Annotated in this window: 18 protein-coding genes; 8 read left to right on the forward strand and 10 right to left on the reverse strand. The window is 61.6% G+C overall.

The window, feature by feature from the left end; translation table 11 throughout:
- Positions 1-480 precede the first annotated feature (480 nt).
- The 5 genes from BT199_RS08845 to BT199_RS08865 all read right to left on the reverse strand — a co-directional run bounded on the left by BT199_RS08845 (position 481) and on the right by BT199_RS08865 (position 4,870).
- Complete coding sequence (locus BT199_RS08845; protein WP_072434314.1) at positions 481-2,922, reverse strand: penicillin acylase family protein; 2,442 nt, start codon at positions 2,920-2,922, stop codon at positions 481-483.
- 274 nt (positions 2,923-3,196) lie between these two features.
- Complete coding sequence (locus BT199_RS08850; protein WP_003189235.1) at positions 3,197-3,397, reverse strand: SEC-C metal-binding domain-containing protein; 201 nt, start codon at positions 3,395-3,397, stop codon at positions 3,197-3,199.
- Positions 3,394-3,876, reverse strand: a complete 483-nt coding sequence (locus BT199_RS08855) for an LEA/WHy family protein (protein ID WP_014717259.1) — start codon at positions 3,874-3,876, stop codon at positions 3,394-3,396. Before BT199_RS08855 ends, BT199_RS08850 begins: the two co-directional genes overlap by 4 nt.
- Before the next feature lie 21 nt (positions 3,877-3,897).
- Positions 3,898-4,368 (reverse strand): YchJ family protein, encoded by a 471-nt coding sequence (locus tag BT199_RS08860; RefSeq protein WP_003189238.1) that lies wholly within the window; start codon positions 4,366-4,368, stop codon positions 3,898-3,900.
- A gap of 4 nt (positions 4,369-4,372) precedes the next feature.
- Positions 4,373-4,870: a DUF6231 family protein gene (locus BT199_RS08865; RefSeq protein WP_014717260.1), complete on the reverse strand. Its 498-nt coding sequence runs from the start codon at positions 4,868-4,870 to the stop codon at positions 4,373-4,375.
- Positions 4,871-5,049: 179 nt separating this feature from the next.
- Between BT199_RS08865 and BT199_RS08870 the strand changes: the two genes are divergently transcribed.
- Positions 5,050-5,808: a collagen-like protein gene (locus BT199_RS08870; protein ID WP_019817848.1), complete on the forward strand. Its 759-nt coding sequence runs from the start codon at positions 5,050-5,052 to the stop codon at positions 5,806-5,808.
- A 103-nt stretch (positions 5,809-5,911) separates the two neighbouring features.
- On the opposite strand, the gene BT199_RS08875 is transcribed toward BT199_RS08870, so the two are convergent.
- Positions 5,912-6,376 (reverse strand): CopD family protein, encoded by a 465-nt coding sequence (locus BT199_RS08875; RefSeq protein WP_014717262.1) that lies wholly within the window; start codon positions 6,374-6,376, stop codon positions 5,912-5,914.
- A 99-nt stretch (positions 6,377-6,475) separates the two neighbouring features.
- Here BT199_RS08875 and dinG point away from each other — a divergent pair, with 99 nt between their 5' ends.
- The 6 genes from dinG to BT199_RS08905 all read left to right on the forward strand — a co-directional run bounded on the left by dinG (position 6,476) and on the right by BT199_RS08905 (position 14,935).
- Positions 6,476-8,620 (forward strand): ATP-dependent DNA helicase DinG, encoded by a 2,145-nt coding sequence (gene dinG, locus BT199_RS08880; RefSeq protein ID WP_014717263.1) that lies wholly within the window; start codon positions 6,476-6,478, stop codon positions 8,618-8,620.
- An 88-nt stretch (positions 8,621-8,708) separates the two neighbouring features.
- Positions 8,709-11,006 (forward strand): beta-galactosidase, encoded by a 2,298-nt coding sequence (locus tag BT199_RS08885; RefSeq protein ID WP_038449331.1) that lies wholly within the window; start codon positions 8,709-8,711, stop codon positions 11,004-11,006.
- Between the two features lie 82 nt (positions 11,007-11,088).
- Positions 11,089-12,234 carry an EstA family serine hydrolase gene (locus tag BT199_RS08890; RefSeq protein ID WP_014717265.1) on the forward strand — a complete coding sequence of 382 codons (1,146 nt, stop codon included), beginning with the start codon at positions 11,089-11,091 and terminating at the stop codon, positions 12,232-12,234.
- Positions 12,235-12,378: 144 nt separating this feature from the next.
- Entirely contained in the window at positions 12,379-13,530 is a 1,152-nt protein-coding gene (locus tag BT199_RS08895) for an OmpA family protein (RefSeq protein ID WP_072434315.1), read from the forward strand.
- A 27-nt stretch (positions 13,531-13,557) separates the two neighbouring features.
- Positions 13,558-14,205 carry a pyridoxamine 5'-phosphate oxidase gene (gene pdxH, locus BT199_RS08900; protein WP_019817843.1) on the forward strand — a complete coding sequence of 216 codons (648 nt, stop codon included), beginning with the start codon at positions 13,558-13,560 and terminating at the stop codon, positions 14,203-14,205.
- Between the two features lie 265 nt (positions 14,206-14,470).
- Entirely contained in the window at positions 14,471-14,935 is a 465-nt protein-coding gene (locus BT199_RS08905) for an outer membrane lipoprotein (RefSeq protein ID WP_003189251.1), read from the forward strand.
- 101 nt (positions 14,936-15,036) lie between these two features.
- Here BT199_RS08905 and nhaA read toward each other — a convergent pair whose 3' ends face one another.
- Positions 15,037-16,221 (reverse strand): Na+/H+ antiporter NhaA, encoded by a 1,185-nt coding sequence (gene nhaA, locus BT199_RS08910; protein ID WP_019817842.1) that lies wholly within the window; start codon positions 16,219-16,221, stop codon positions 15,037-15,039.
- A gap of 216 nt (positions 16,222-16,437) precedes the next feature.
- On the opposite strand from nhaA, the gene BT199_RS08915 reads away from it, so the two are divergent.
- Positions 16,438-17,532 (forward strand): PLP-dependent cysteine synthase family protein, encoded by a 1,095-nt coding sequence (locus BT199_RS08915; RefSeq protein ID WP_072434316.1) that lies wholly within the window; start codon positions 16,438-16,440, stop codon positions 17,530-17,532.
- A 265-nt stretch (positions 17,533-17,797) separates the two neighbouring features.
- Here BT199_RS08915 and BT199_RS08920 read toward each other — a convergent pair whose 3' ends face one another.
- The 3 genes from BT199_RS08920 to BT199_RS08930 form a co-directional block, all read right to left on the reverse strand.
- On the reverse strand, positions 17,798-19,411 hold the full coding sequence (locus BT199_RS08920) for an NAD(P)/FAD-dependent oxidoreductase (RefSeq protein ID WP_014717270.1): 1,614 nt from the start codon (positions 19,409-19,411) through the stop codon (positions 17,798-17,800).
- Between the two features lie 106 nt (positions 19,412-19,517).
- Positions 19,518-20,189, reverse strand: a complete 672-nt coding sequence (locus BT199_RS08925) for a COG3650 family protein (RefSeq protein ID WP_014717271.1) — start codon at positions 20,187-20,189, stop codon at positions 19,518-19,520.
- A 96-nt stretch (positions 20,190-20,285) separates the two neighbouring features.
- Positions 20,286-20,885: a short chain dehydrogenase gene (locus BT199_RS08930; RefSeq protein ID WP_014717272.1), complete on the reverse strand. Its 600-nt coding sequence runs from the start codon at positions 20,883-20,885 to the stop codon at positions 20,286-20,288.
- Between the last annotated feature and the right edge of the window lie 58 nt (positions 20,886-20,943).

The raw sequence follows: 20,943 nt of genomic DNA on the forward strand, positions 1-20,943 counted from the left end.
AGCCGACACCTATCTACCTGACACCTGACGATCCAACTGTGGGAGCTGGCTTGCCTGCGATGACGGCCTGACAGCCGAAGCTGTTATCCGTGTACATATCCATTTCTGCGGTAACGGCCACTTAGGGTTCCGCTTTTACAGCGGGTCACTTTTGGAAAAGAGCCCGGAATGCCGGCCCAGCCAAAAGTAACCAAAAAGGCTCTTGCCCCACCACTCGGCACCTCGCTTGGGCTCGGTGTGCCCGTAATCCGCCAGTGATTTGGGGGGCCGCCGCCACGCGCCATCCATGGCGCGGGGCGGCTAAACCGGCATCCCTGCCGGTTTACCCCCAAAATCCCTGTCGAATTCCGGCCAGCGTGGTTTGACGGGGCGCTTAAGATCAAAAGCAGATCAAGAGCGACTCGCTTCGCATCGTGGTTACCGTCGGCTGCTATCGCAGCAAGCCACACAGCGTTATCCGGTTTCGTCAAGGAAGCCCGGTTACTTACCGGGCGTCAGGGTCAACCTTGTCTTGCCATACACCTTTTCAAAGTTCTGCGGCTGCATCGGAAAGCTCAGGTATTGCGCCTTCAACGACGGGTCGATGCCGCTGACATAGTTCGGGCTGGCCGGGTTGCCGGATTGGCCGATGCCGCCCTGGCCCATCATTGGTTCCGCCTGGCCGAAGTCGATGATCATGCGCAGCGCCGACACCTGGGTCGCGTTGAAGTCCTGGCCCCAGCTATAGGGCGCCGGGTTCAAGGTGTTGTGGTCGCCACCGCTGGCAAAGGGGCCGCGGAGGACCTGGCCGCTGGTGTTTTTCCATGTGGTGCTGTGCAGCTTGCCCCACTGCCAGGCCTTGTGATCGGCGCCCAGTTGGCTGTCGCCAGTAGTGATGGCGGCGGCCAGGGTGCGGGCCAGGATCGCGGGTTTGTCTTCTTTTTGCGGTGTACGCGTGTCATCCCAGAACGGGCTGTCTTCACGGCCCAGCAGATGGTCGGCGATGGCCGAGTAGGACAGGCTGGCGTTGCTGACGAAGGCTTTCCAACTGGCGCTGTTTTCCGGGCCGAGTTTGTCGAGGAAGATCTGCCGGGCGCTTTCCTGCAGGAACAATTCATAGATCGCCGCGTCAGCCGAGGTGGTCGCCAGCCGCCCATCGAAGGCCATCAGGCGCTCCAGTGCTTCGCGGGCCTTGGCACGCTCCGCTGCCGGCAGGGCCTCGATGGCCTGCTTGAGGGGCTGGGCCATGCCGGGTGCCTGGAACATGCCCTTGAGCTTGGCGGCGAAGAGGGTGGTCTGGTCGTATTGCATGGCAATCAGGCTGCGGCTGTCATGCTTGCCGGCGTTGGCCAGTTGCGCCAGGCGCTCGTTGCGCTCCGGTGCATCCCAGGCGTTGGACAGTTGCATACCGTAGCCACGCGGCGCGGTGCGCTGGTTGGCGGTGCCGATCCAGCCTTGGGCCGGGTCCTGGTCGTACGGGTGCAGCATCGCGTCGGCGTAGCCGTCCCAGTCAAAGCGCGTGTCCCAGCCCGGCGATGGCAGCAGGCCTTCGCCTTCGCGGCGGTTGGGGAAGCGGCCGGTAACCTGCCAGCCGATGTTGCTGGCGTCGGCGAAGATCATGTTCAGGGCGATGGCGCGAATCTCGCGGGTAGCATCCGAGGCCTTGCCGGCGTTTTGTGCGCGGGACAGGTCGAAGAACGCATCCAGGCTCTTGTCGTCCTTGAAGTCGGCGGTTTGCAAAGCCAGGCCTAGACCGCTGGTGAGCGCCTGGCTGCTGTTGAGCAGGGCGCCGTGGCGGGTTTCGTACACCACTTCGCGAATCGAGCGCTGGCCCTTGATGAAGAAGGTTTCGTTGCGCACGCCGGCCGGCAGCCATTTGCCGTTGTTCTCGTAGTAAAGCGCGTTGCCCTGGCGTTTGACCTTCTCGAGGAACAGGTCCTGGGTGTCGCCCTTGACCGCGCTCATGCTCCACGCGACCTTGCCGTTGAAACCCGACAGCAGGGTCGGCAGGCCGGCAATCGAAGCACCGACAGCCTGGTATTTGGGCGCACGAATCTGCACGTAGTTCCACGGCGACGGTGCTTGTGGCTGCGCGGCGATGTCGTTGGCCAACAGGCTCCTGCCGCTGCGGCTGCGTTGCGGGCCAATGGCCCAGTTGCTTGAGGTGGTGACGCCCAGGGCATTAAGGCTGCGCAATTGCTGGCCCACCGTCTCTAGCCCGGCGAGGCCGGTGATCTGGCTCAGGTTGACGCCTTTGAGCTTGTCGGCTTCGGCCAGCGGGACGGGTTCGTCCGGTGCGCTTGGGGTGAGCCAGGCGAGTTTGTCGACGCCGACCTTTTGCGCCAGCACCAGGGCCGAAAGCTCCTCCTGCAAGTTGCTCGACTGGCTGAAATTGAGCAGGCAGAACAGCAGCGCCGAATCTTCCGGCTTCCAGTACTCGGGCTTGTAGCCGCTCTGGGCCAGGTCCGTCGGCAACTTGTCGCGATAACGGAACAGGTAGGCGTTGACGCCTCGGGCATACACTTCAAAGAAGCGTTTGAGGCGCGGCGACGAGGCGTTGTACAACTCGCCAGCGTTTTTCTTGAGGTTGACCGCCCGCATGAAACGGTCGACGTCCAGCACTTGCGGCCCCGACATTTCCGCCAGACGGCCCTGGGCCAGCAGGCGCAGGGTGACCATCTGGGTGATGCGGTCGCTGGCGTGCACGTAACCGAGGCTGAACAGTGCGTCGTGGAAGGTGTTGCTTTCGATCAGCGGCATGCCTTGGGCATTGCGGCGCACCGACACATTCTGTGCCAGGCCCTTGATTGGCTGCACGCCAGCAACGGGCGGCAGGGTGTCCTGGGTGTTCTGGAGCTGGCAACCGGCCAGGCCCAAGGCACTGACCACTGCCGCGGCAACGCCGAACCGGGGAAGAAAATGTAAGAGGGCTGGCGAGGCCATGGCAAAGCTCCTGCGGGGGGTAGCGTCAGTAAAGGCGCTACGTTAGTGAGCGCGGCGAAACGACGCAAGCGGGAGTTTTGGGTTAAGCATTAGAACTTGAGTCAGGCGCAGACCTGTGTGGGAGCGGGCTTGCTCGTGAAAGCAGTGTATCAGTCAGTGTCTGTATCAACTGACGGAACGCATTCGCGAGCAAGCCCGCTGCCACATTTGATCGCCTGCAACCTTGGATCAAGGCTGGGGCGGGGGCCGCCGGCATTTTGATCTTCAGTACGGTTTAAGCGCCGTGGCACTTCTTGAATTTCTTCTCGCTGCCGCACGGGCAAGGATCGTTGCGACCGACGTCCTTCAACGCATTGCGCACCGGCTCTTGATGAGCGTGGCCGCAGTTCGGGCCGTGGACATGGCCGTGGTCGTGATCATGGTGATCATGATCGTGGTTGCAGTCAGGACCATGGACATGAGGTTGCTGTGTCATCGATGTTGCTCCGGAATAAAATCGCCGGGGATTATCTCGCCATTGTGTGCCACCTGCACGTCATTACCGATGAATAATCCGGTTTTCAGTTCGCCTTCCAGGCGATAAGGCACGGGCTCGTCGGGATTTTTCAACATCTGCACCACCTCGCGCACCTGCGGCCAGAGGTTGGTGCGCACCGAGACCTTGAAGAATTTATGACCGCGTGGCGGTACGGTCAGCCACTCGTTGGACTCGCCTTCGGTCAACACCAGGTTGCCCAGGCTGACCTTGTAGACCAGGCCGCGCACGGTCAGGTCGGCGTCGTCGCGGTTGTCCACGCGAAAGTACAGCTTGAATTTCTGTTCCAGCAGCTTGGCCCGTACCACTTCGACCTTGACCAGGGAAACGTGGGGTGGCGGCGCGTCGTCTTCGAACCAGGACGCGCAGCCGGTCAGGCCCAGGGTCAACGCCAGTATCAAGCTATACATCCGAAGCATGGCGTTATCCCCGTCGAGTCATTAGAAGTAGCTGGAACAGCACTTCTTGAATTTCTGCCCACTGCCACACAAACAGGCATCGTTACGTCCGGCCTTCACTTCTACCGTAGGGTCGATGAAGTACCAGCGCCCTTCATTCTGTACGAAAGAAGACTGCTCGCGGTGACTATGTTCACCGGTAGCGTCATGCCAGCGCGCGGTAAAGGTGACGAAGGCGTGTTCCGGCTGGCCGCCGAACACCTCGGAGCTTTCAACCTCCAGCCCCAGCCAGGTGCTCTGGGCACTCCAGGCGGCAATGGCGTCGCGGTCCAGGCCGGCCTGTTGCGCAGGCAGCGTAGTGGCGACCAGGTAATCGACCAGGCCCAGCACATAGGCGCTGTAGCGCGAGCGCATCAACGCGCTGGCACAGGGGGCCGGGTGACCGGCGTGATAATGGCCGCAGCAGGCATCCAGCAGATTGCCGCTGCCACACGGGCAAATGGATGTACTCATCGGGTTACCACCAATACTTTCCGAAGTTTTCCGGGTTGGCCCAGAAGCGGGCGTTGAGCCAGTCCGGCACCTGTTTATAGTCAAGCAGATCATAGGTAAACAGCGTGAGTACCTGATCATCGCGTTGGAAGCGTTCACCGGCTTGCAGGGCCAGGGAGAAAAAGTCGGTGTCCTTCCAGTCGCAGGCACTCAGGTCGACCAGCACCGCAATGCGGCTGGCGTTGAGGTTACGAATGCCACCGAGCAAGGTCAGGCCTTGGGGTTTGGGCAGGTGCTCCAGGCAGTCGACCACCAGCGCGAGGTCAAAACGCTGCACCGCGAGGTCTTCCGACAACGGCCCTGGCGCGGCATAGAACACCTCGGTGTCCGGGTGCGCAGCTTTGAAGGCATCCAGCGCCGGAAATTGGCTGGCGCCCACTAACAACAGGCGTTTTGGCCTGTGAAGGTCCAGCAGGGCCGCCAAGGCGTGTTGGGGCGTACGGGCAGAAATTCCAGCGGTCATTGCAGATCCTCGCATCAAGACCGTAGAGACTAGCGCGGCTAGGCGCGTGGGCCTAGAGCGCGACGGTCGATACCCACCGAGGCAGAACTGAAGTTTTTTGATCCTTCACTGGCAAATCGCCGGTAGAAGTCGTTACTGTGCGCTCAAAGAAAAATTTGAAAACACTCAGGAGCCCCATGATGCGTAAGGTTTTTCTGCTGGCCCTGTTGGTCAGCCCCGTTGCCCTGGCCCAGAGCGTCAGTGTCGAAACCAATTCCTTGATGCGCCTGCCCAGCAGCACCAGCGTGTTGCAGCTTGAACGCCTGGACGTAGCGGACTACGGCACCTTGCTGATTCCGGCCACTATCAGCCAGGTCACGGTGGATGAGCTGCACTTGGGGCGCGACGCACGCATCACCATTGTGCCCGGCAATACCGCCTTGCAAATGCAAGTGCGCGAGGCGCAGTTGGAGCACGGTAGCCAGATCACCTCACGGGGCGCCCCCGGCACCCACGAAAAACCCGCCAAAGCTGGGCGTGACCTGACCTTGCGCATTAACTCGCTGACTGCCCAAGCGCTGTCGGTGGATGCCCGTGGCGGCGCTGGCGCCCAAGGATATGCGGGCCTGGACGGTGCCAACGGCGTGGACCCGGGTTGCACCTGGGGCTCAGCCGGGCGCGGCTTTAATGGCGATAACGGCGGCGATGGCCGGCCAGGGGCGGCGGGCGCCCAGGTACGCCTGGAGTTGCCGCAGGCGTTCCCGGCTGAACAGATCAAGGTCTGGGTCGATGGCGGGCCGGGCGGCCTGGCTGGGGTGGCGGGTAAACCCGGCAAGGGCGGGCAGTCCAAGGGTTGCCTGGTGTACCGCGCGGACGGCGGCGAAAAGGGCCGGCCAGGGTTGGAAGGGCAACCGGGGCCGGCTGGGCCTGCGGGGTCTGTGACTATCCAGCGGCTCTGAGTCGCCTGGCCTGACGCTATTGCGGGCAAGCCCGGCTCCCACATTTGGAATGCATTCCAGTGTGGGAGCCGGGCTTGCCCGCGATAGCGGTGTAAGGCTCGCCTCAGAACATCGGCCGAGCCGAAGCCACCGCCACCACCACCAACCCCACGATCAAATTAATCCCCACCAACCTGCGAATCTGCCCCAGCGCAGCCGCGCCCGCCGGCCAATTTTCAGCCGCCACCGCGGCCTTCAGCTCCGGGAACTTCAACGCCTGGATGCGGATAAACAACGCCGTCATCACCAGATACAACCCCATCATTACCTGCACATAACGCGGCGCGGTCTCAAAACCACTGAAACGCAGTTGCAGCAAACCAATGCCGCTGATCGGCAAAAGCACCACCGCCACCCATACCCATACAAAAAAACGTTGAAACACATTTGCCCATAGCTTGAGCCGGGCAGGGCCCTCAAGCGCCGCCATGGCGGCGGGGCGCAGGATCATCCAGGCGAAAAACATGCCGCCGACCCAGATCAAGGCGGCCAGTACATGCAGGGTATAAGCAAGGCTAAACGCGGTCATTGTGGTACTCCGTTCTGCGCGGGATTAATTAGCGGGGTATGATAGCGGCCGATCCGAACCACTGAAAATTTATCCAGCGTTTTTTGCGCCCGACTATCCATGATCAGCACTGAACTCAAAACCACGATCCAGGGCGCCTATTCGCGTTTTCTCGAAGCCAAGAGCTTGAAACCGCGCTACGGCCAACGCCTGATGATCGCCGAAGTGGCAAAAGTCCTCGGGGATATCGACACCGACGACGAAGGCCGCCGCGAGGGTGAGCCTGCGGTAGTGGCCGTCGAGGCCGGTACCGGTACCGGCAAGACCGTGGCCTACAGCCTGGCTGCGATCCCTACGGCCAAGGCTGCTGGCAAGCGCCTGGTGATCGCCACCGCTACCGTCGCGCTGCAAGAGCAGATCGTCTACAAAGACTTGCCCGACCTGATGCGCAACAGCGGCTTGAGCTTTACCTTCGCCCTGGCCAAGGGCCGTGGCCGCTACATGTGCCTGTCCAAGCTCGACGTATTGCTGCAGGAAGGCCACGCCCAAACCGCCACCGCCTCCTTGTTCGAAGAAGAAGGCTTCAAGATCGAGGTGGATGAGGCCAGCCAGAAGCTGTTTACCAGCATGATCGAGAAGCTGGCCGGCAACAAATGGGACGGCGACCGCGACAGCTGGCCCACCGCCCTGGAAGATTCAGACTGGGCGCGCCTGACCACCGACCATAGCCAATGCACCAACCGCCATTGCCCCAACTTCGGCCAGTGCGCGTTCTACAAGGCGCGCGAAGGCATGGGCAAAGTGGACGTCATCGTCACCAACCACGACATGGTATTGGCTGACCTGGCCCTGGGCGGCGGTGCGGTACTGCCCGACCCCCGCGACACCCTCTATGTGTTCGACGAAGGCCACCACCTGCCAGACAAGGCCATTGGCCATTTCGCCCATTACACCCGCTTGCGCTCCACGGCCGACTGGCTGGAAACCACTGCCAAGAACCTCACCAAGTTACTGGCCCAGCACCCGTTGCCCGGCGACCTGGGCAAGTTGATCGAGCAAGTGCCGGAGCTGGCGCGCGAGATCAAGACCCAGCAGCAATTCATGTTCAGCGCCTGCGAGCAGGTGGCGGACTTCAAGCCCGGTGAAGACGTCGAAGGCCGAGAGCGCCCGCGCCACCGTTTTGTCGGCGGGATGATTCCCGAGCACATGCGCGAAATGGGCATCGAGCTGAAGAAAGGCTTTTCACGCCTGACCGACCTGTTCACCCGCCTGACGGATTTGCTCAAGGAAGGCATGGATGGCGAGGTCAATATCGGCATCGCCAGCAACCAGGCCGAAGAGTGGTATCCCTTGTTCGGCAGTTTGCTGTCTCGTTCCCAAGGCAATTGGGAGCTGTGGACCGCCTTTACCGTCGAAGACCCGGAAGACAACCCGCCCATGGCCCGCTGGCTGACGTTGTCGGAAAGCGGTGCGTTGTTCGATATCGAGGTCAACGCCAGCCCGATCCTCGCCGCTGAAATGCTGCGCCGCAACCTGTGGAACGTCGCCTACGGCTGCCTGGTAACCTCGGCCACGCTGACGGCCCTGGGCACCTTTGACCGCTTCCGCATGCGCGCCGGCCTGCCGAAAAAAGCCGTCACCGCCGTGGTGCCCAGCCCGTTTCATCACGCTGACGCCGGCGTGCTGCGGGTGCCAGACCTCAAGGCCGACCCACGGGACGCGGCCGCGCACACGGCGGCGATCATTCGCGATCTGCCGTCGTTGGTGGAAGGCTCCCGCGGCACCCTGGTGCTGTTCTCGTCGCGCAAACAGATGCAGGACGTGTTCGACGGCCTCGACCGCGACTGGCGCAAGCAAGTGTTTATCCAGGGCAATCTGTCCAAGCAGGAAACCCTGAACAAGCACAAGGCGCGGGTCGACGGTGGGGATTCCAGCGTGTTGTTTGGCCTGGCCAGCTTTGCCGAAGGCGTGGACTTGCCCGGTGCCTACTGCGAACACGTGGTGATCGCCAAAATCCCGTTCTCGGTGCCGGATGACCCGGTCGAGGCCGCACTGGCCGAATGGATCGAAGCCCGGGGCGGCAACCCGTTCATGGAAATTTCGGTGCCGGATGCTTCACTGAAGCTGGTGCAGGCCTGCGGGCGTCTGCTGCGTACCGAAGAAGACCGCGGCACCATCACCTTGCTCGACCGTCGCCTGGTTACCCAGCGCTATGGCAAGGCGATCCTCAATGCCTTGCCGCCGTTCAGGCGCGAAATTTCTTAAGCCACCGTGGGCGGATTCGCCCACTCTGTGGTCTATCTCATCACTATCATCAGGCCAGTCATCGGCCGTTTGGGAGAACCTTGTTCGTATGATCCGCACGCTGCCCGCTCTTTTTGCCCTGCTGTTCGCTGCGCCTTTGATGGCGGCGCCCGAGGGGCAACAAACGCTGTTCAACTTCGTCCGGCCTGCCGATGTGGTCAAGGTGGCGACCCAGGACGCCAGCCTGCCGCAATACAACGCCGAACAAACCCCCGAAGGCGAGGTGCTGCGCCGCATCACCTTCAACCCAGCGGCCGAGCCGAGCCTGGTGCTCAGCCCGCAGACGGGGACGTGGGATTGGTCGCAATCGAGCGCCATGAGCCTGCGTATCCAGAGCGCAATGAACTGGGCGCTGACCCTTTACGTCAAGGTGCAGAGCGCCGACGGCAAGACGCTCGTCAGCCGCATCGACCTGCCGGCCGGCCCGGCCCAGACGTTGCTCGTCCCGCTGCAAGCCAACGCTCCCCTGAGCCAGGGCATGAAGGCCGGCCCGCCGATGCCGATGACGGTGGATGGCCAACGGGTATTGCTGGCCGCCAGCGCCGGCGAAATCGACCGCAGCCAGGTGGTCTCGGTGACCCTGTCGATGCTCAAGCCCAATGCCGCCCAAAGTATCCTGCTGGAGCGCTTTGGCGTGCAGGACAGCGAGCCAGTATTGAAGGCTGCCTACACTGAACTAGTGGATGCCTATGGCCAATCCAACCGCGCGCGCTGGCCGGAGAAGGTCAGCAACGACGAGCAACTCAAGGCATCGGCCGCCAAGGAACAACAGCAGCTCAAGACCTGGCTGGCCGAGCGAGACAAGTCCTCCCTGGATCAATACGGTGGCTGGAAGAAGGGCCCGGCCTTCGACGCCAGCGGCTTTTTCCGCACCCAGAAGCGCGACGGCCGCTGGTACCTGGTGACGCCGGACGGGCATCCGTTCTACTCCCTGGGTGTGAACACCGTGGCGCCGGACAACAGCCAGACCTACGTGGCGGGGCGCGAGTGGATGTTCGCGGCGCTGCCCAAGGCCGGCGAACCCTTTGACAAGTACTACGGCAGCGACGACAGCCGCACCGGCAACGGCGCCGGCGAAGGTCGCGGCTTTGGCTCAGGGCGTTGGTACGATTTCTACGGCGCCAACCTGCAACGCACTTACGGCGGTGACGCGTTGGACCAGCCACGCTGGGTGACCCATACCCTCGATCGCCTGCAAGCCTGGGGCTTTAACACCGTCGGCAACTGGAGCGATCCGGACCTGGCCACTGCCGACCGCGTGCCGTACACCTTGCCGCTGTCGATTGTCGGTGACTATGCCAGCATCAGTACCGGCACCGACTGGTGGGGCGGTATGCCCGACCCGTTCGACCCGCGTTTTGCCATGGCCACCGAACGCGCCGTGGCCATCGCGGCCCGCGATCATCGTGACGACCCGTGGTTGATCGGTTTTTTTGCCGACAACGAATTGGCCTGGGCCGGCCCCGGCGAGGATGCAAAATCCCGTTACGCCCTGGCCTACGGCACCCTGCGCATGACCACCGACGTGCCGGCCAAGCGCGCCTTCCTCAAGCAACTGCGCGATAAATACCGCAATGAAGAGGGCCTTTCCAAAGCCTGGGGCATTCAACTGGCCGGTTGGGAGCTGATGGAAGATCCCGGCTTTGAGCCGCCGATGCCCAGCCCTGAACACCCGGAGATCGAAGCCGACTTCAAGTATTTCCAGAAGACCTTCGCCGATGCTTACTTCAAGACCATTTCCGACTCGTTGAAGTGGCACGCGCCCAACCAGCTGTTGCTGGGCGGCCGTTTTGCGGTGAGCACGCCGGAAGCGGTCGCTTCGTGCGCGCAGTATTGCGATGTGCTGAGCTTCAACATGTACACCTTGAAACCCCAGGACGGGTATGACTTCGCCGCCCTGCGTGCGCTGGACAAACCGGTACTGATCACCGAATTCAACTTTGGCTCTGCCGACCGTGGCCCGTTCTGGGGCGGCGTGACGCAACTGGCCCGCGAAGAAGACCGCGGCGCGGCGTACTCCACCTTCCTCAAACAGGCGGTGGCCGAGCCGTCGATTGTCGGGGTGCACTGGTTCCAGTACCTGGACCAGCCGGTCACCGGGCGTCTGCTGGATGGTGAAAACGGCCATTTCGGCCTGGTCGGCATCACCGATGTACCGTTCCAGGGCTTTGTCGAGACGGTGCGCAAGAGCAACCTGGCCGCGCTCGACCAGTTGGGCCGTGAGGCGCAAAAAGCCAAGGCCACCCAAGCGATGCGTGAAAGTGAAGCCGGCAAGCCGGGGCGCGACGGCAAAGGCGCGGGGCAGGGCGCTGGGCATGCCGGTGGACACGCTGGAAACGGTCATTGATTCATCGTTGACGGGTTCACAAAACCTACAATGGCTGAAAGAATGGCGACCACTTTTCATGGTGTTTTCCGAGGGGACTTAGGTGCAGATTCAGGGTCATTACGAGCTGCAGTTCGAAGCGGTGCGCGAAGCCTTCGCCGCCCTGTTCGATGATCCTCAGGAGCGTGGTGCCGGGCTGTGCATCCAGATCGGCGGGCAAACCGTCGTCGACCTGTGGGCCGGTACTGCCGACAAGGACGGTGCCGAGGCCTGGCACAGCGATACCATCGTCAACCTGTTCTCCTGCACCAAGACTTTCACGGCAGTGACTGCCCTGCAACTGGTGGCCGAAGGCAAGCTCAAGCTCGATGCGCCGGTAGCCGAGTACTGGCCGGAGTTTGCCGCTGCTGGCAAGGACGCGATCACGCTGCGCCAGTTGCTCTGCCACCAGGCCGGGCTGCCCGCCATCCGCGAAATGCTGCCCACCGAGGCCCTGTACGATTGGCAATTGATGGTCGATACCCTGGCGGCGGAGGCCCCGTGGTGGACACCGGGCCAAGGCCATGGCTATGAAGCGATCACCTATGGCTGGCTGGTTGGCGAACTGTTGCGCCGCGCCGATGGGCGCGGGCCGGGGGAGTCGATCGTGGCGCGGGTGGCACGCCCCTTGGGGCTGGACTTCCATGTGGGCCTGGCGGATGAAGAGTTTTATCGCGTCGCCCATATCGCACGCAGCAAAGGCACTATCGGTGATGAAGCCGCGCAACGGTTACTTCAAGTAATGATGCGCGAGCCTGCGGCGATGACTACCCGTGCATTTGCCAACCCACCGTCTATTCTGACCAGCACTAATAAGCCCGAATGGCGACGCATGCAGCAGCCTGCGGCGAATGGCCACGGTAATGCACGCAGCCTGGCCGGGTTTTATAGTGGTTTGTTGGACGGTAGTTTGCTGGAAAGCGACATGCTCGAACAATTGACCCGCGAGCACAGTATCGGGCTGGATAAAACCTTATTGACCCAAACCCGTTTCGGCCTGGGCTGCATGTTGGATCAACCGCAGTTGCCCAATGCCACGTTCGGCCTTGGGCCACGTGCATTCGGGCATCCCGGGGCAGGGGGATCAGTCGGGTTTGCCGACCCTGAACATGATGTAGCCTTCGGTTTCGTGACTAATACCCTGGGGCCTTACGTACTTATGGACCCGCGGGCCCAGAAGTTGGTCGGAATATTGGCCGGTTGTCTATAAACCCCTTGCTGTTTCACAATTTTTTGTTACAAAGGCAAGTATAAAAAAGATGCTGAACGACATGTTGTAACTTGAATGTTCTTTTAGCGTCTGTTTAACGGGTCCCGCGACCCCCCTGGTTTTTTCTCATTTTGTGGATATCTCATGTTATCGAACAAGTCTTTGGCACTGGCGCTGTGCCTCACTATTACGGGTTGTGCACAAACTCCACAAAATGATGCCGAAGGTGGGCATTGGTGGTCATTTGGATCTGACAAAGCTGCAACCAAGGATCCAGTGGCCCAGACCGACGCCAAGCCGGATGCCAAACCCGACGCCAAGCCGGCCGCCGGTGCCAAGCCTGTTGAACCTGTCACCGCTGCTGCCGCTGCCCCGGCCGCCAAAGCCGACACCGGTTACAGCTGGTGGCCGTTTTCCACCAAGACCGCCGAAGAAAAAGCCGCCGACGCCAAGGCTGACCTGAAAGCCGACCTCAAGGCGGCAACGCCGGCCTCGGACGCAGCGCCTGTCGTCGCCAAGACCGATAGCGAGCCGCGCTGGTGGTGGCCGTTCGAAAGCAAGCCAAAGCCTTTGGCCAAGGTCGATGTGACCAACGTACAAATGCCTGACCCGAAAGTCACCCAAGCCTGGCTGGACGAATACGAACCACGCCTGCGTGCGGCCATCAAGGACAGCAACCTGCAACTGGAGCGCCGTGACAACACCCTGGTAGTGATTGCTCCGGTAGACGGTTCCTACAACCCGAAGCGCCCGGCCATGTTACTGCCGGTGACCCTGGGCCCGTTCACGCGGGTGGCCAAGGCTGTTGAAGCTGACCCGAAGACCGCCGTACTGGTGCTGGGCCACGTTGATGCCACTGGCAGTGCTCCCGCCAGCCAGGCGTTGAGCAAGGAGCGTGCGCAGTCCATCGCCTCGATTTTCAGCCTGAGTGGTCTGAAACAGGATCGCTTGATGCTGCGTGGCATGGGCGACCTTATGCCGCGTGCCGCCAACGACAGCAATCAGGGGCGTGCGCTGAACCGTCGCATGGAAATCATGTTCACTCAGCGTACAACGATGTTGGCACTGTTGAGCAAGTACAACTCCGGCAAGACCCCGCCCGTAGCCGAAATGGTCGCGGTGCAGAATGTGCCTGCACCAGCACCGGCGGCAAAAGCGCCTGCCAAAAAGGCCACGGCCAAGAAAGCGGCGGCCAAGCCAGCGGCTAAAAAGGCTGCGGCCAAGCCGGCTGCCAAGAAGCCGGCTACTGCAAAAGACAAGGCGGCACCCGCTTCGAACGACCAGGCGAAAAACTGAGCTGTTGAACCACGAGGATAAAGCCGCATGACCCAGGCACTGGCCGATATGCGCCGTGACTACACACGGGACGGTTTGAGCGAGGCCCAGGCCCCGGACGAGCCGTTTGCGTTGTTCCACCAATGGTTTGCTGATGCGGTGAAAACTGAACAGCCGCCAGTGGAGGCCAATGCCATGACGCTGGCGACGGTGGATCAGGACGGTCGCCCGCACTGCCGCATCCTGCTGCTCAAGGGCCTGGATGCACAGGGCTTTACCTTCTTCACCAACTATCAGAGCGCCAAGGGTGAACAACTCGCGGCGCGGCCGTTTGCGGCCATGACCTTCTTCTGGCCAACCCTGGAGCGCCAGGTACGCATTGAAGGGCGCGTGGCCAAGGTCACGCCTGAAGAGTCGGATGCTTATTATCAGGTGCGCCCATTGGGCAGCCGCCTGGGCGCCTGGGCCTCTCCGCAGAGCAAAGTCATTCGTGATCGCGAAGAGCTGCAGGCGCTGCTCAAGGCCACTGAAGAGCGTTTCAGCGATACCCAGCCCGATTGCCCCGAGCATTGGGGAGGGTACCGTTTACTGCCTGAGCGCATCGAGTTCTGGCAAGGCCGGGCCAGCCGCCTGCATGATCGCCTCAACTACCGTTTGCAAGACGGCCAATGGTGCCGCGAGCGCCTGGCGCCCTGAGCGTCACCTTTCGTCATCCCACCTGAATCAACACCGTTGCGTCGAAGTCTCTGTTCAAGAGACTTCGGACGCTTTCGGCTGTGCGGCTACACTGATCGAGCCGGTTATGGCATCGTTCCGTACCCTGGCTTGGTTACCGTTCGTCGAGTTCTCTGGTGCTGGCAGTCTGTACTCAGGCTGAATGAAAGCAAGTTTCTGCCTGGTGCGCCGTGACACGCGCCAAGCCACAGCGTTTAATGAATACCTGTCCTTTGGAGTTGATGCTATGCGTAAGTCCGTTTTACTAGTTGCCTGCTTTACCACCCTGTCGTTGCTGCTGGGTGGCTGCGCCTCGAGTCTGACCGGCGACTCGTACTCTCGTGATGAGGCGCGTCGTGTACAGACCGTTCGCATGGGCACCATCGAATCCCTGCGTCCAGTGAAAATTGAAGGCACCAAGACCCCAATCGGTGGCGCTGCGGGTGCAGTTATCGGCGGCGTTGGCGGCAGTGCCATTGGTGGCGGCCGTGGCAGCATCGTCACTGCTGTGATCGGCGCAGTTGCGGGCGGCCTGCTGGGCTCGGCCACTGAAGAAGGCCTGACCCGTACCCAGGGCGTGGAAATCACCGTGCGCGAAGACGACGGCAGCATGCGTGCTTACGTACAAGCCGTGCAGGAAAATGAAATCTTCCGCATTGGCGACCGCGTACGCATCATGACCGTCGACGGTACCAGCCGCGTTACTCGCTAAGCCTTAAGCTTCAGGCGAAGAAAAACCCCCAACCGGGTGACCGGTTGGGGGTTTTGTTTGTAGGAGCGAGCAAGCTCGCTCCTACAACTGACTGACTTCAATCATGCAACGACGGCTTTCTTGCGACTTGCCATCGCCGTCACCGCATACCCGATAAAGGCCGCCAGGATCGACCCGGTCAGAATCCCCATGCGATCTTCACCGGCAAACTCACTGGCGCCTGGCACAAACGCCAGGGAGCCGACAAACAGGCTCATGGTGAAGCCGATCCCGCACAGAATCGCCACGCCCATTACCTGACCCCAGTTGGCGCCGCTGGGCAGTGAGGCGATGCCGGTTTTGATCGCCAGCCAGGTGAGGCCGAACACACCGACGGTCTTGCCGATCAAGAGACCGGCGGCGATGCCCATGGGCACGGAGTGGGTGAAGCTCTCCAGGCTGACACCTGTCAGAGAGACCCCGGCATTGGCAAACGCGAACAGCGGCAGGATGGCGTAGGCCACCCACGGGTGCAGGGCGTGTTCCAGGCTCAGTAGCGGTGAGGTTTCGGCATTTTTGGTGCGCAGTGGAATGCAGAACGCCAGGGTTACACCCGCCAAGGTCGCATGCACACCGCTCTTGAGCACGCACACCCACAGGATCAGGCCGATGATCATATACGGCCCCAGTTTGATCACGCCCAGGCGATTCATCGCAATCAGCGCAATCAAGCACGCCCCCGCGCCCGCTAGGGATGCCGTGGACAAGTCAGCGGAATAGAACAAGGCAATGACGATGATGGCGCCAAGGTCATCAATGATCGCCAGGGTCATCAGGAACAGTTTCAGTGACACCGGTACGCGCTTGCCCAGCAGGGCCAGCACGCCCAGAGCGAAGGCAATGTCGGTGGCCATGGGGATCGCCCAGCCAGCGAGGGCGGCCGGGTTGTCCTTGTTCAGCGCCCAGTAGATCAGCGCCGGCACCACCATGCCGCCGATGGCCGCTGCGCCAGGCAACACCACTTGCGAAGGCTTGGACAGGTGACCATCGAGCAGCTCACGCTTGACCTCCAGGCCGATCAACAGGAAGAACAGGGCCATCAGGCCATCGTTGATCCAAAGCAGCGCCGGCTTGGCGATTTTCAACGCGCCAACCTGAGCCACCACCGGCGTGTCGAGAAAGGCGTTGTACAGGTGCGACAACGGTGAGTTGTTGATAATCAGCGCCAAAGCGGCAGCGGCGATCAACAACAGACCACTGGCGGCTTCCAGCTGGAAGAAACGGGTGAAAGTGCTACGCAGAGGCAAGGGATGCTCTCCAATCCAGGTTCAATAGGTGGGTACCCTAACCCGTACCGTTAGTTGTTAAAACAAAAGTTATATTCTTATTTGTTATAAGGGATGGGCCGGGGCATCGGTGGGCTAAAGACTAGCAATTGTGTGTCCAATTGCGTCGTCACTGTATCTGTGTGAAGCGTGGGAAACATCCTAAGATCACCGCTGAAAACCTTTAGAGAACCCACCATGAGCGACCACCGTACCTGGGCCCGCGAAGCCATTCGTATCATTGAAGCGGACTTCCAGCGGAGCGCCGATACCCACCTGATCCCGCTGCCATTACCGGGTTTGCCAGGCATCGAGCTGTACTTCAAGGATGAGTCCAGCCACCCCACCGGCAGCCTGAAACACCGGCTGGCGCGCTCGCTGTTCCTGTATGCGCTGTGCAATGGCTGGCTCAAGCCGGGCGCCCCCGTTATTGAAGCGTCCAGCGGCTCTACGGCGATCTCGGAAGCCTACTTCGCGCGCTTGCTCGGCTTGCCGTTTATTGCCGTCATGCCCGCGACCACGTCCCAAGAGAAGATCGCCCAGATTGCCTTCTACGGTGGCAAGAGCCATCTGGTCCAGGACCCGACGCAGATCTACGCCGAATCCGAACGCCTGGCCCAGGAAAGCGGGGGGCACTTCATGGACCAGTTCACCTATGCCGAGCGTGCCACCGACTGGCGGGCAAACAACAACATTGCCGAGTCGATCTTCCAGCAGATGCGCTTTGAGCAGCACCCGGAGCCGAGTTGGTTGATTTCCAGCCCTGGCACCGGCGGCACCACCGCGACCCTGGGCCGTTATGTGCGTTATCGCCAGCATTGCACCCGGGTGCTGTGTGCCGATGCCGAACGCTCGGTGTTTTTCGATTTCTACCAGAGTGGTGACGCCAGCCTGCGCCTGGACTGTGGCTCGCGGATTGAAGGGATTGGTCGCCCGCGGGTGGAGGCATCGTTTCTGCCCGCGGTGATTGACGCCATGGTCAAAGTGCCGGATGCAGTGTCCCTGGCGGCCATGCATTACCTGGCTGAGCGTTTGGGGCGACGGGTTGGCGGGTCCAGCGGGACCAACCTGATCGGTGCGCTGATGGCGGCGCAACAGATGAAAGCGGCGGGGGAGTCGGGGTCGATCGTTGCGATCTTGTGCGATGGTGGTGAGCGCTATGCCACGACCTATTACGATCAAGCGTGGCTGGCGGGGCGGGGCTATGAGCTGGAAGGGTTGATCGCGGCGGTTGCGGCGAGTGTCGAACGCGGTGAGGCGCTACCCGCTAACATCCTGCGCGCTAATATCTGACACCCCACTATCCAACTGTGTGCGGGCTTGCCCGCGAAAGCGGAGTGTCAGTCACTGAATTTTTAACTGCACCACCGCTATCGCAGGCAAGCCAGCTCCCACACTGGTCGTGTATTGCCCCCAGGATCAACGCCCGGCACAGATCCCCTGTGGGAGCGGGCTTGCTCGCGAAGGCAGCGTGTCAGTCGCTGCATCTTTAACTGAACCACCGTTTTCGCAGGCAAGCCAGCTCCCACACTGGATTTATGTTCGCCGTCAGCGTGCTTCAGGCCTCGATGCCGAGCATATCCCGCGCCAACGCCTCGGCGATCCGAATCCCGTCGACACCCGCCGACAGAATCCCACCGGCATAGCCTGCGCCTTCACCGGCCGGGAACAAGCCTTTGACGTTCAGGCTCTGCATCGACTCGTTGCGGGTAATGCGCAGTGGGGACGAGGTGCGGGTCTCGATGCCGGTCAGCACCGCATCGTGCAGCGAGTAGCCTTTGATCTGTTTCTCGAACGCTGGCAAGGCTTCGCGGATGGCTTCGATGGCGAAGTCCGGCAAGGCCAGCGCCAGGTCACCCAACGACACGCCGGGTTTGTAGGACGGCTCCACGCTGCCCAGCGCCGTGGAGGGTTTGCCAGCGATGAAGTCGCCCACCAGTTGCGCGGGGGCCTCGTAGTTACTACCGCCGAGGATGTAGGCGTGGGACTCCAGGCGTTCCTGCAACTCGATACCGGCCAGCGGGCCGCCTGGGTAATCCACCTCGGGGGTAATGCCTACCACGATGCCGGAGTTGGCATTGCGCTCGTTACGCGAGTATTGGCTCATGCCGTTGGTCACGACGCGATGGGGTTCCGAGGTCGCAGCCACGACGGTGCCGCCCGGGCACATGCAGAAGCTGTAGACCGAACGGCCATTCTTGGCGTGGTGCACCAGTTTGTAGTCCGCTGCGCCCAGCTTGGGGTGGCCAGCGTATTTGCCCAAGCGTGCGGCGTCGATCAGCGACTGCGGGTGCTCGATACGGAAACCCACCGAGAATGGCTTGGCCTCCATGTACACGCCACGGTCGTGGAGCATGCGGAAGGTGTCACGGGCGCTGTGGCCCAGGGCAAGAATCACATGCTTGGAGAGGATCTGCTCGCCGCCGTCGATGACCACGCCGTTCAACTGGCCGTCTTCGATCAACACGTCGGTGACCCGTTGTTCGAAGCGCACTTCACCGCCCAGGGCGATGATCTGCTCGCGCATGTTTTCTACCACGCCGGTCAGGCGGAAGGTACCGATGTGCGGCTTGCTGACGTAGAGGATTTCTTCCGGCGCACCGGCCTTGACGAACTCGTGCAGTACTTTGCGACCGTGGAATTTCGGGTCCTTGATCTGGCTGTACAGCTTGCCGTCAGAGAAGGTACCGGCGCCGCCTTCACCAAATTGCACGTTGGACTCTGGGTTGAGCACGCTTTTGCGCCACAGGCCCCAGGTGTCCTTGGTGCGTTGGCGCACTTCCTTGCCGCGCTCGAGGATGATCGGCTTGAAACCCATCTGTGCCAGCAGCAGGCCGGCGAAAATCCCGCAGGGACCAAAACCTACCACGATCGGCCGCTCAGCCAGGCCTTCCGGCGCCTGACCCACCACCTTGTAGCTGACATCCGGTGCCGGGTTGACGTTGCGGTCGTCGGCAAACTTGAGCAGCAGCGCGGCTTCACCCGTCACGTTCAGGTCGACGGTGTAGATGAAGCACAGCTCGGAGGTCTTTTTACGCGCATCGTAGCTGCGCTTGAACAGGGTGAAATCGAGCAGGTCATCACTGGCGATGCCCAGGCGCTGCACGATGGCCGTGCGCAGGTCTTCTTCGGGATGGTCGATGGGCAGCTTGAGTTCGGTGATTCGTAACATGACAGGATCCGGTAGGCGGCGGGCAAGAAGGCCGGCTGTTTTGCAAACCGGCGATTATAAGCCCCAATGGCAAGTTTCCGTCAGGTTAAAACAGCACAGGGGCTAATCAGTCGTCCCGCGAGCCGCCGAACGCCGCGCACCCACGCTGCACCTGGCCGTTCACGCGCAGCTCGGCGCTCATGTGCTGCAGGCTGCCGCTCACACTGTCGACGCAGCGCTGGGGCGCCACCCATAGTTCGATGTGCTGGTTATTGGCTTCGGTCATCAGGTTGAAGCGGCCGTCGCCCAGTTGTTCCTCGACGTACGGCACTGCCAAAGGTGGCTGGCCTTCGCGCTCCAGCACCATGCCCTTGGCCGTGACGTTCATCGCCCAGGCGGGTTTATGGCCGTTGGCCCGCAGGATCATGCGCTTGAAATCCGGGTCAGAGCACGCTGAGGTCGAGCGTTCGACGCGATACAGCTGTTGCAGGTCCACTGAACCCTGGGTGCCGCTGGCGACCCCGGAAAACTTGCCACGCAGGTCGGCAAACAGTATGCCCTGCTGGCCAGCCAGCGAGGCGGCTTCCTGCAGGACGCTGGTGCCGCCGGTATCGTTGACCACGTAGCTACGCTGGTCGCCACAGGGCTGGAACAGCAGTTTGCCGTCCACCGCCGTCAACTCACCCTGCATACGGGTCAGCCCGACAGTCGATGGCTTGGCCGGCTCGCTTTCGAACAATTGGCAGGCGGCGAACACAGGAAGCAAGGCAAACAGGGCGAGGGTACGGGCGGCGCGCATTATCGGGTCTCCAGGCAAGTGCCGCCACGTTACGCAGGCTGGCCGTGCATCACAAGCCCGCTTGCCAGCTTCAGGCGTTTCTTACGGATCTCACCCTCAACCTACGATAAAGGTCTGACCGGTTTGCAGGCCCTCGACGCTTTTGGCGTAAGCCAGTGCCACATCGGCGGCCGGGGCAGGTTTGTAGCCACGGAAATAGGGAGCATAGCTGCCCATGGCTTCCAGCAACACCGTCGGGCTGACCGAGTTGATGCGCAGGCCGCGTGGCAACTCGATGGCCGCCGCTTTGACGAAGGCGTCCAGTGCACCGTTGACCAAGGCCGCCGAAGCACCGGTGCGGATCGGGTCACGGTTCAGAATGCCGCTGGTGAACGTGAACGAAGCACCGTCGTTGGCGTATTCACGGCCGATCAACAGCAGGTTGACCTGGCCCATCAGTTTGTCACGCAGGCCCAGTTCGAAATCGCTGTCGTTCATGTCTGCCAGGGGCACGAAGTTGACGCTGCCTGCCGCGCAGATCAGGGCGTCGAACTTGCCGGTCTGCTCGAACAGTTTACGGATCGAGTTGCTATCGCTGATATCCACCTGGAAGTCACCGCTGGTGCGGCCGATGCTGATCACTTCGTGGCGCTGGGCCAACTCTGCCTTGACGGCTGAACCGATGGTGCCGCTGGCACCAATCAATAGGATTTTCATCGTGCTGTTCCTCTGGGGCTGATTCCCTGTAGGAGCGAGCTTGCTCGCTCCTACAGGG

The sequence above is a fragment of the Pseudomonas sp. NFR02 genome (assembly GCF_900119375.1).
Classification (GTDB): Bacteria; Pseudomonadota; Gammaproteobacteria; order Pseudomonadales; family Pseudomonadaceae; genus Aquipseudomonas; species Aquipseudomonas paracarnis.

Coding starts and splice junctions, on each gene's coding strand:
- BT199_RS08855 (WP_014717259.1), bottom strand. CDS start 3,876: ATGCTTCGGATGTATAGCTTGATACTGGCGTTGACCCTGGGCCTGACC.
- BT199_RS08875 (WP_014717262.1), bottom strand. CDS start 6,376: ATGACCGCGTTTAGCCTTGCTTATACCCTGCATGTACTGGCCGCCTTG.
- BT199_RS08870 (WP_019817848.1), top strand. CDS start 5,050: ATGCGTAAGGTTTTTCTGCTGGCCCTGTTGGTCAGCCCCGTTGCCCTG.
- BT199_RS08860 (WP_003189238.1), bottom strand. CDS start 4,368: ATGAGTACATCCATTTGCCCGTGTGGCAGCGGCAATCTGCTGGATGCC.
- BT199_RS08925 (WP_014717271.1), bottom strand. CDS start 20,189: ATGCGCGCCGCCCGTACCCTCGCCCTGTTTGCCTTGCTTCCTGTGTTC.
- BT199_RS08930 (WP_014717272.1), bottom strand. CDS start 20,885: ATGAAAATCCTATTGATTGGTGCCAGCGGCACCATCGGTTCAGCCGTC.
- BT199_RS08885 (WP_038449331.1), top strand. CDS start 8,709: ATGATCCGCACGCTGCCCGCTCTTTTTGCCCTGCTGTTCGCTGCGCCT.
- BT199_RS08895 (WP_072434315.1), top strand. CDS start 12,379: ATGTTATCGAACAAGTCTTTGGCACTGGCGCTGTGCCTCACTATTACG.
- BT199_RS08905 (WP_003189251.1), top strand. CDS start 14,471: ATGCGTAAGTCCGTTTTACTAGTTGCCTGCTTTACCACCCTGTCGTTG.
- BT199_RS08920 (WP_014717270.1), bottom strand. CDS start 19,411: ATGTTACGAATCACCGAACTCAAGCTGCCCATCGACCATCCCGAAGAA.
- BT199_RS08915 (WP_072434316.1), top strand. CDS start 16,438: ATGAGCGACCACCGTACCTGGGCCCGCGAAGCCATTCGTATCATTGAA.
- BT199_RS08865 (WP_014717260.1), bottom strand. CDS start 4,870: ATGACCGCTGGAATTTCTGCCCGTACGCCCCAACACGCCTTGGCGGCC.
- BT199_RS08850 (WP_003189235.1), bottom strand. CDS start 3,397: ATGACACAGCAACCTCATGTCCATGGTCCTGACTGCAACCACGATCAT.
- BT199_RS08845 (WP_072434314.1), bottom strand. CDS start 2,922: ATGGCCTCGCCAGCCCTCTTACATTTTCTTCCCCGGTTCGGCGTTGCC.
- pdxH (WP_019817843.1), top strand. CDS start 13,558: ATGACCCAGGCACTGGCCGATATGCGCCGTGACTACACACGGGACGGT.
- dinG (WP_014717263.1), top strand. CDS start 6,476: ATGATCAGCACTGAACTCAAAACCACGATCCAGGGCGCCTATTCGCGT.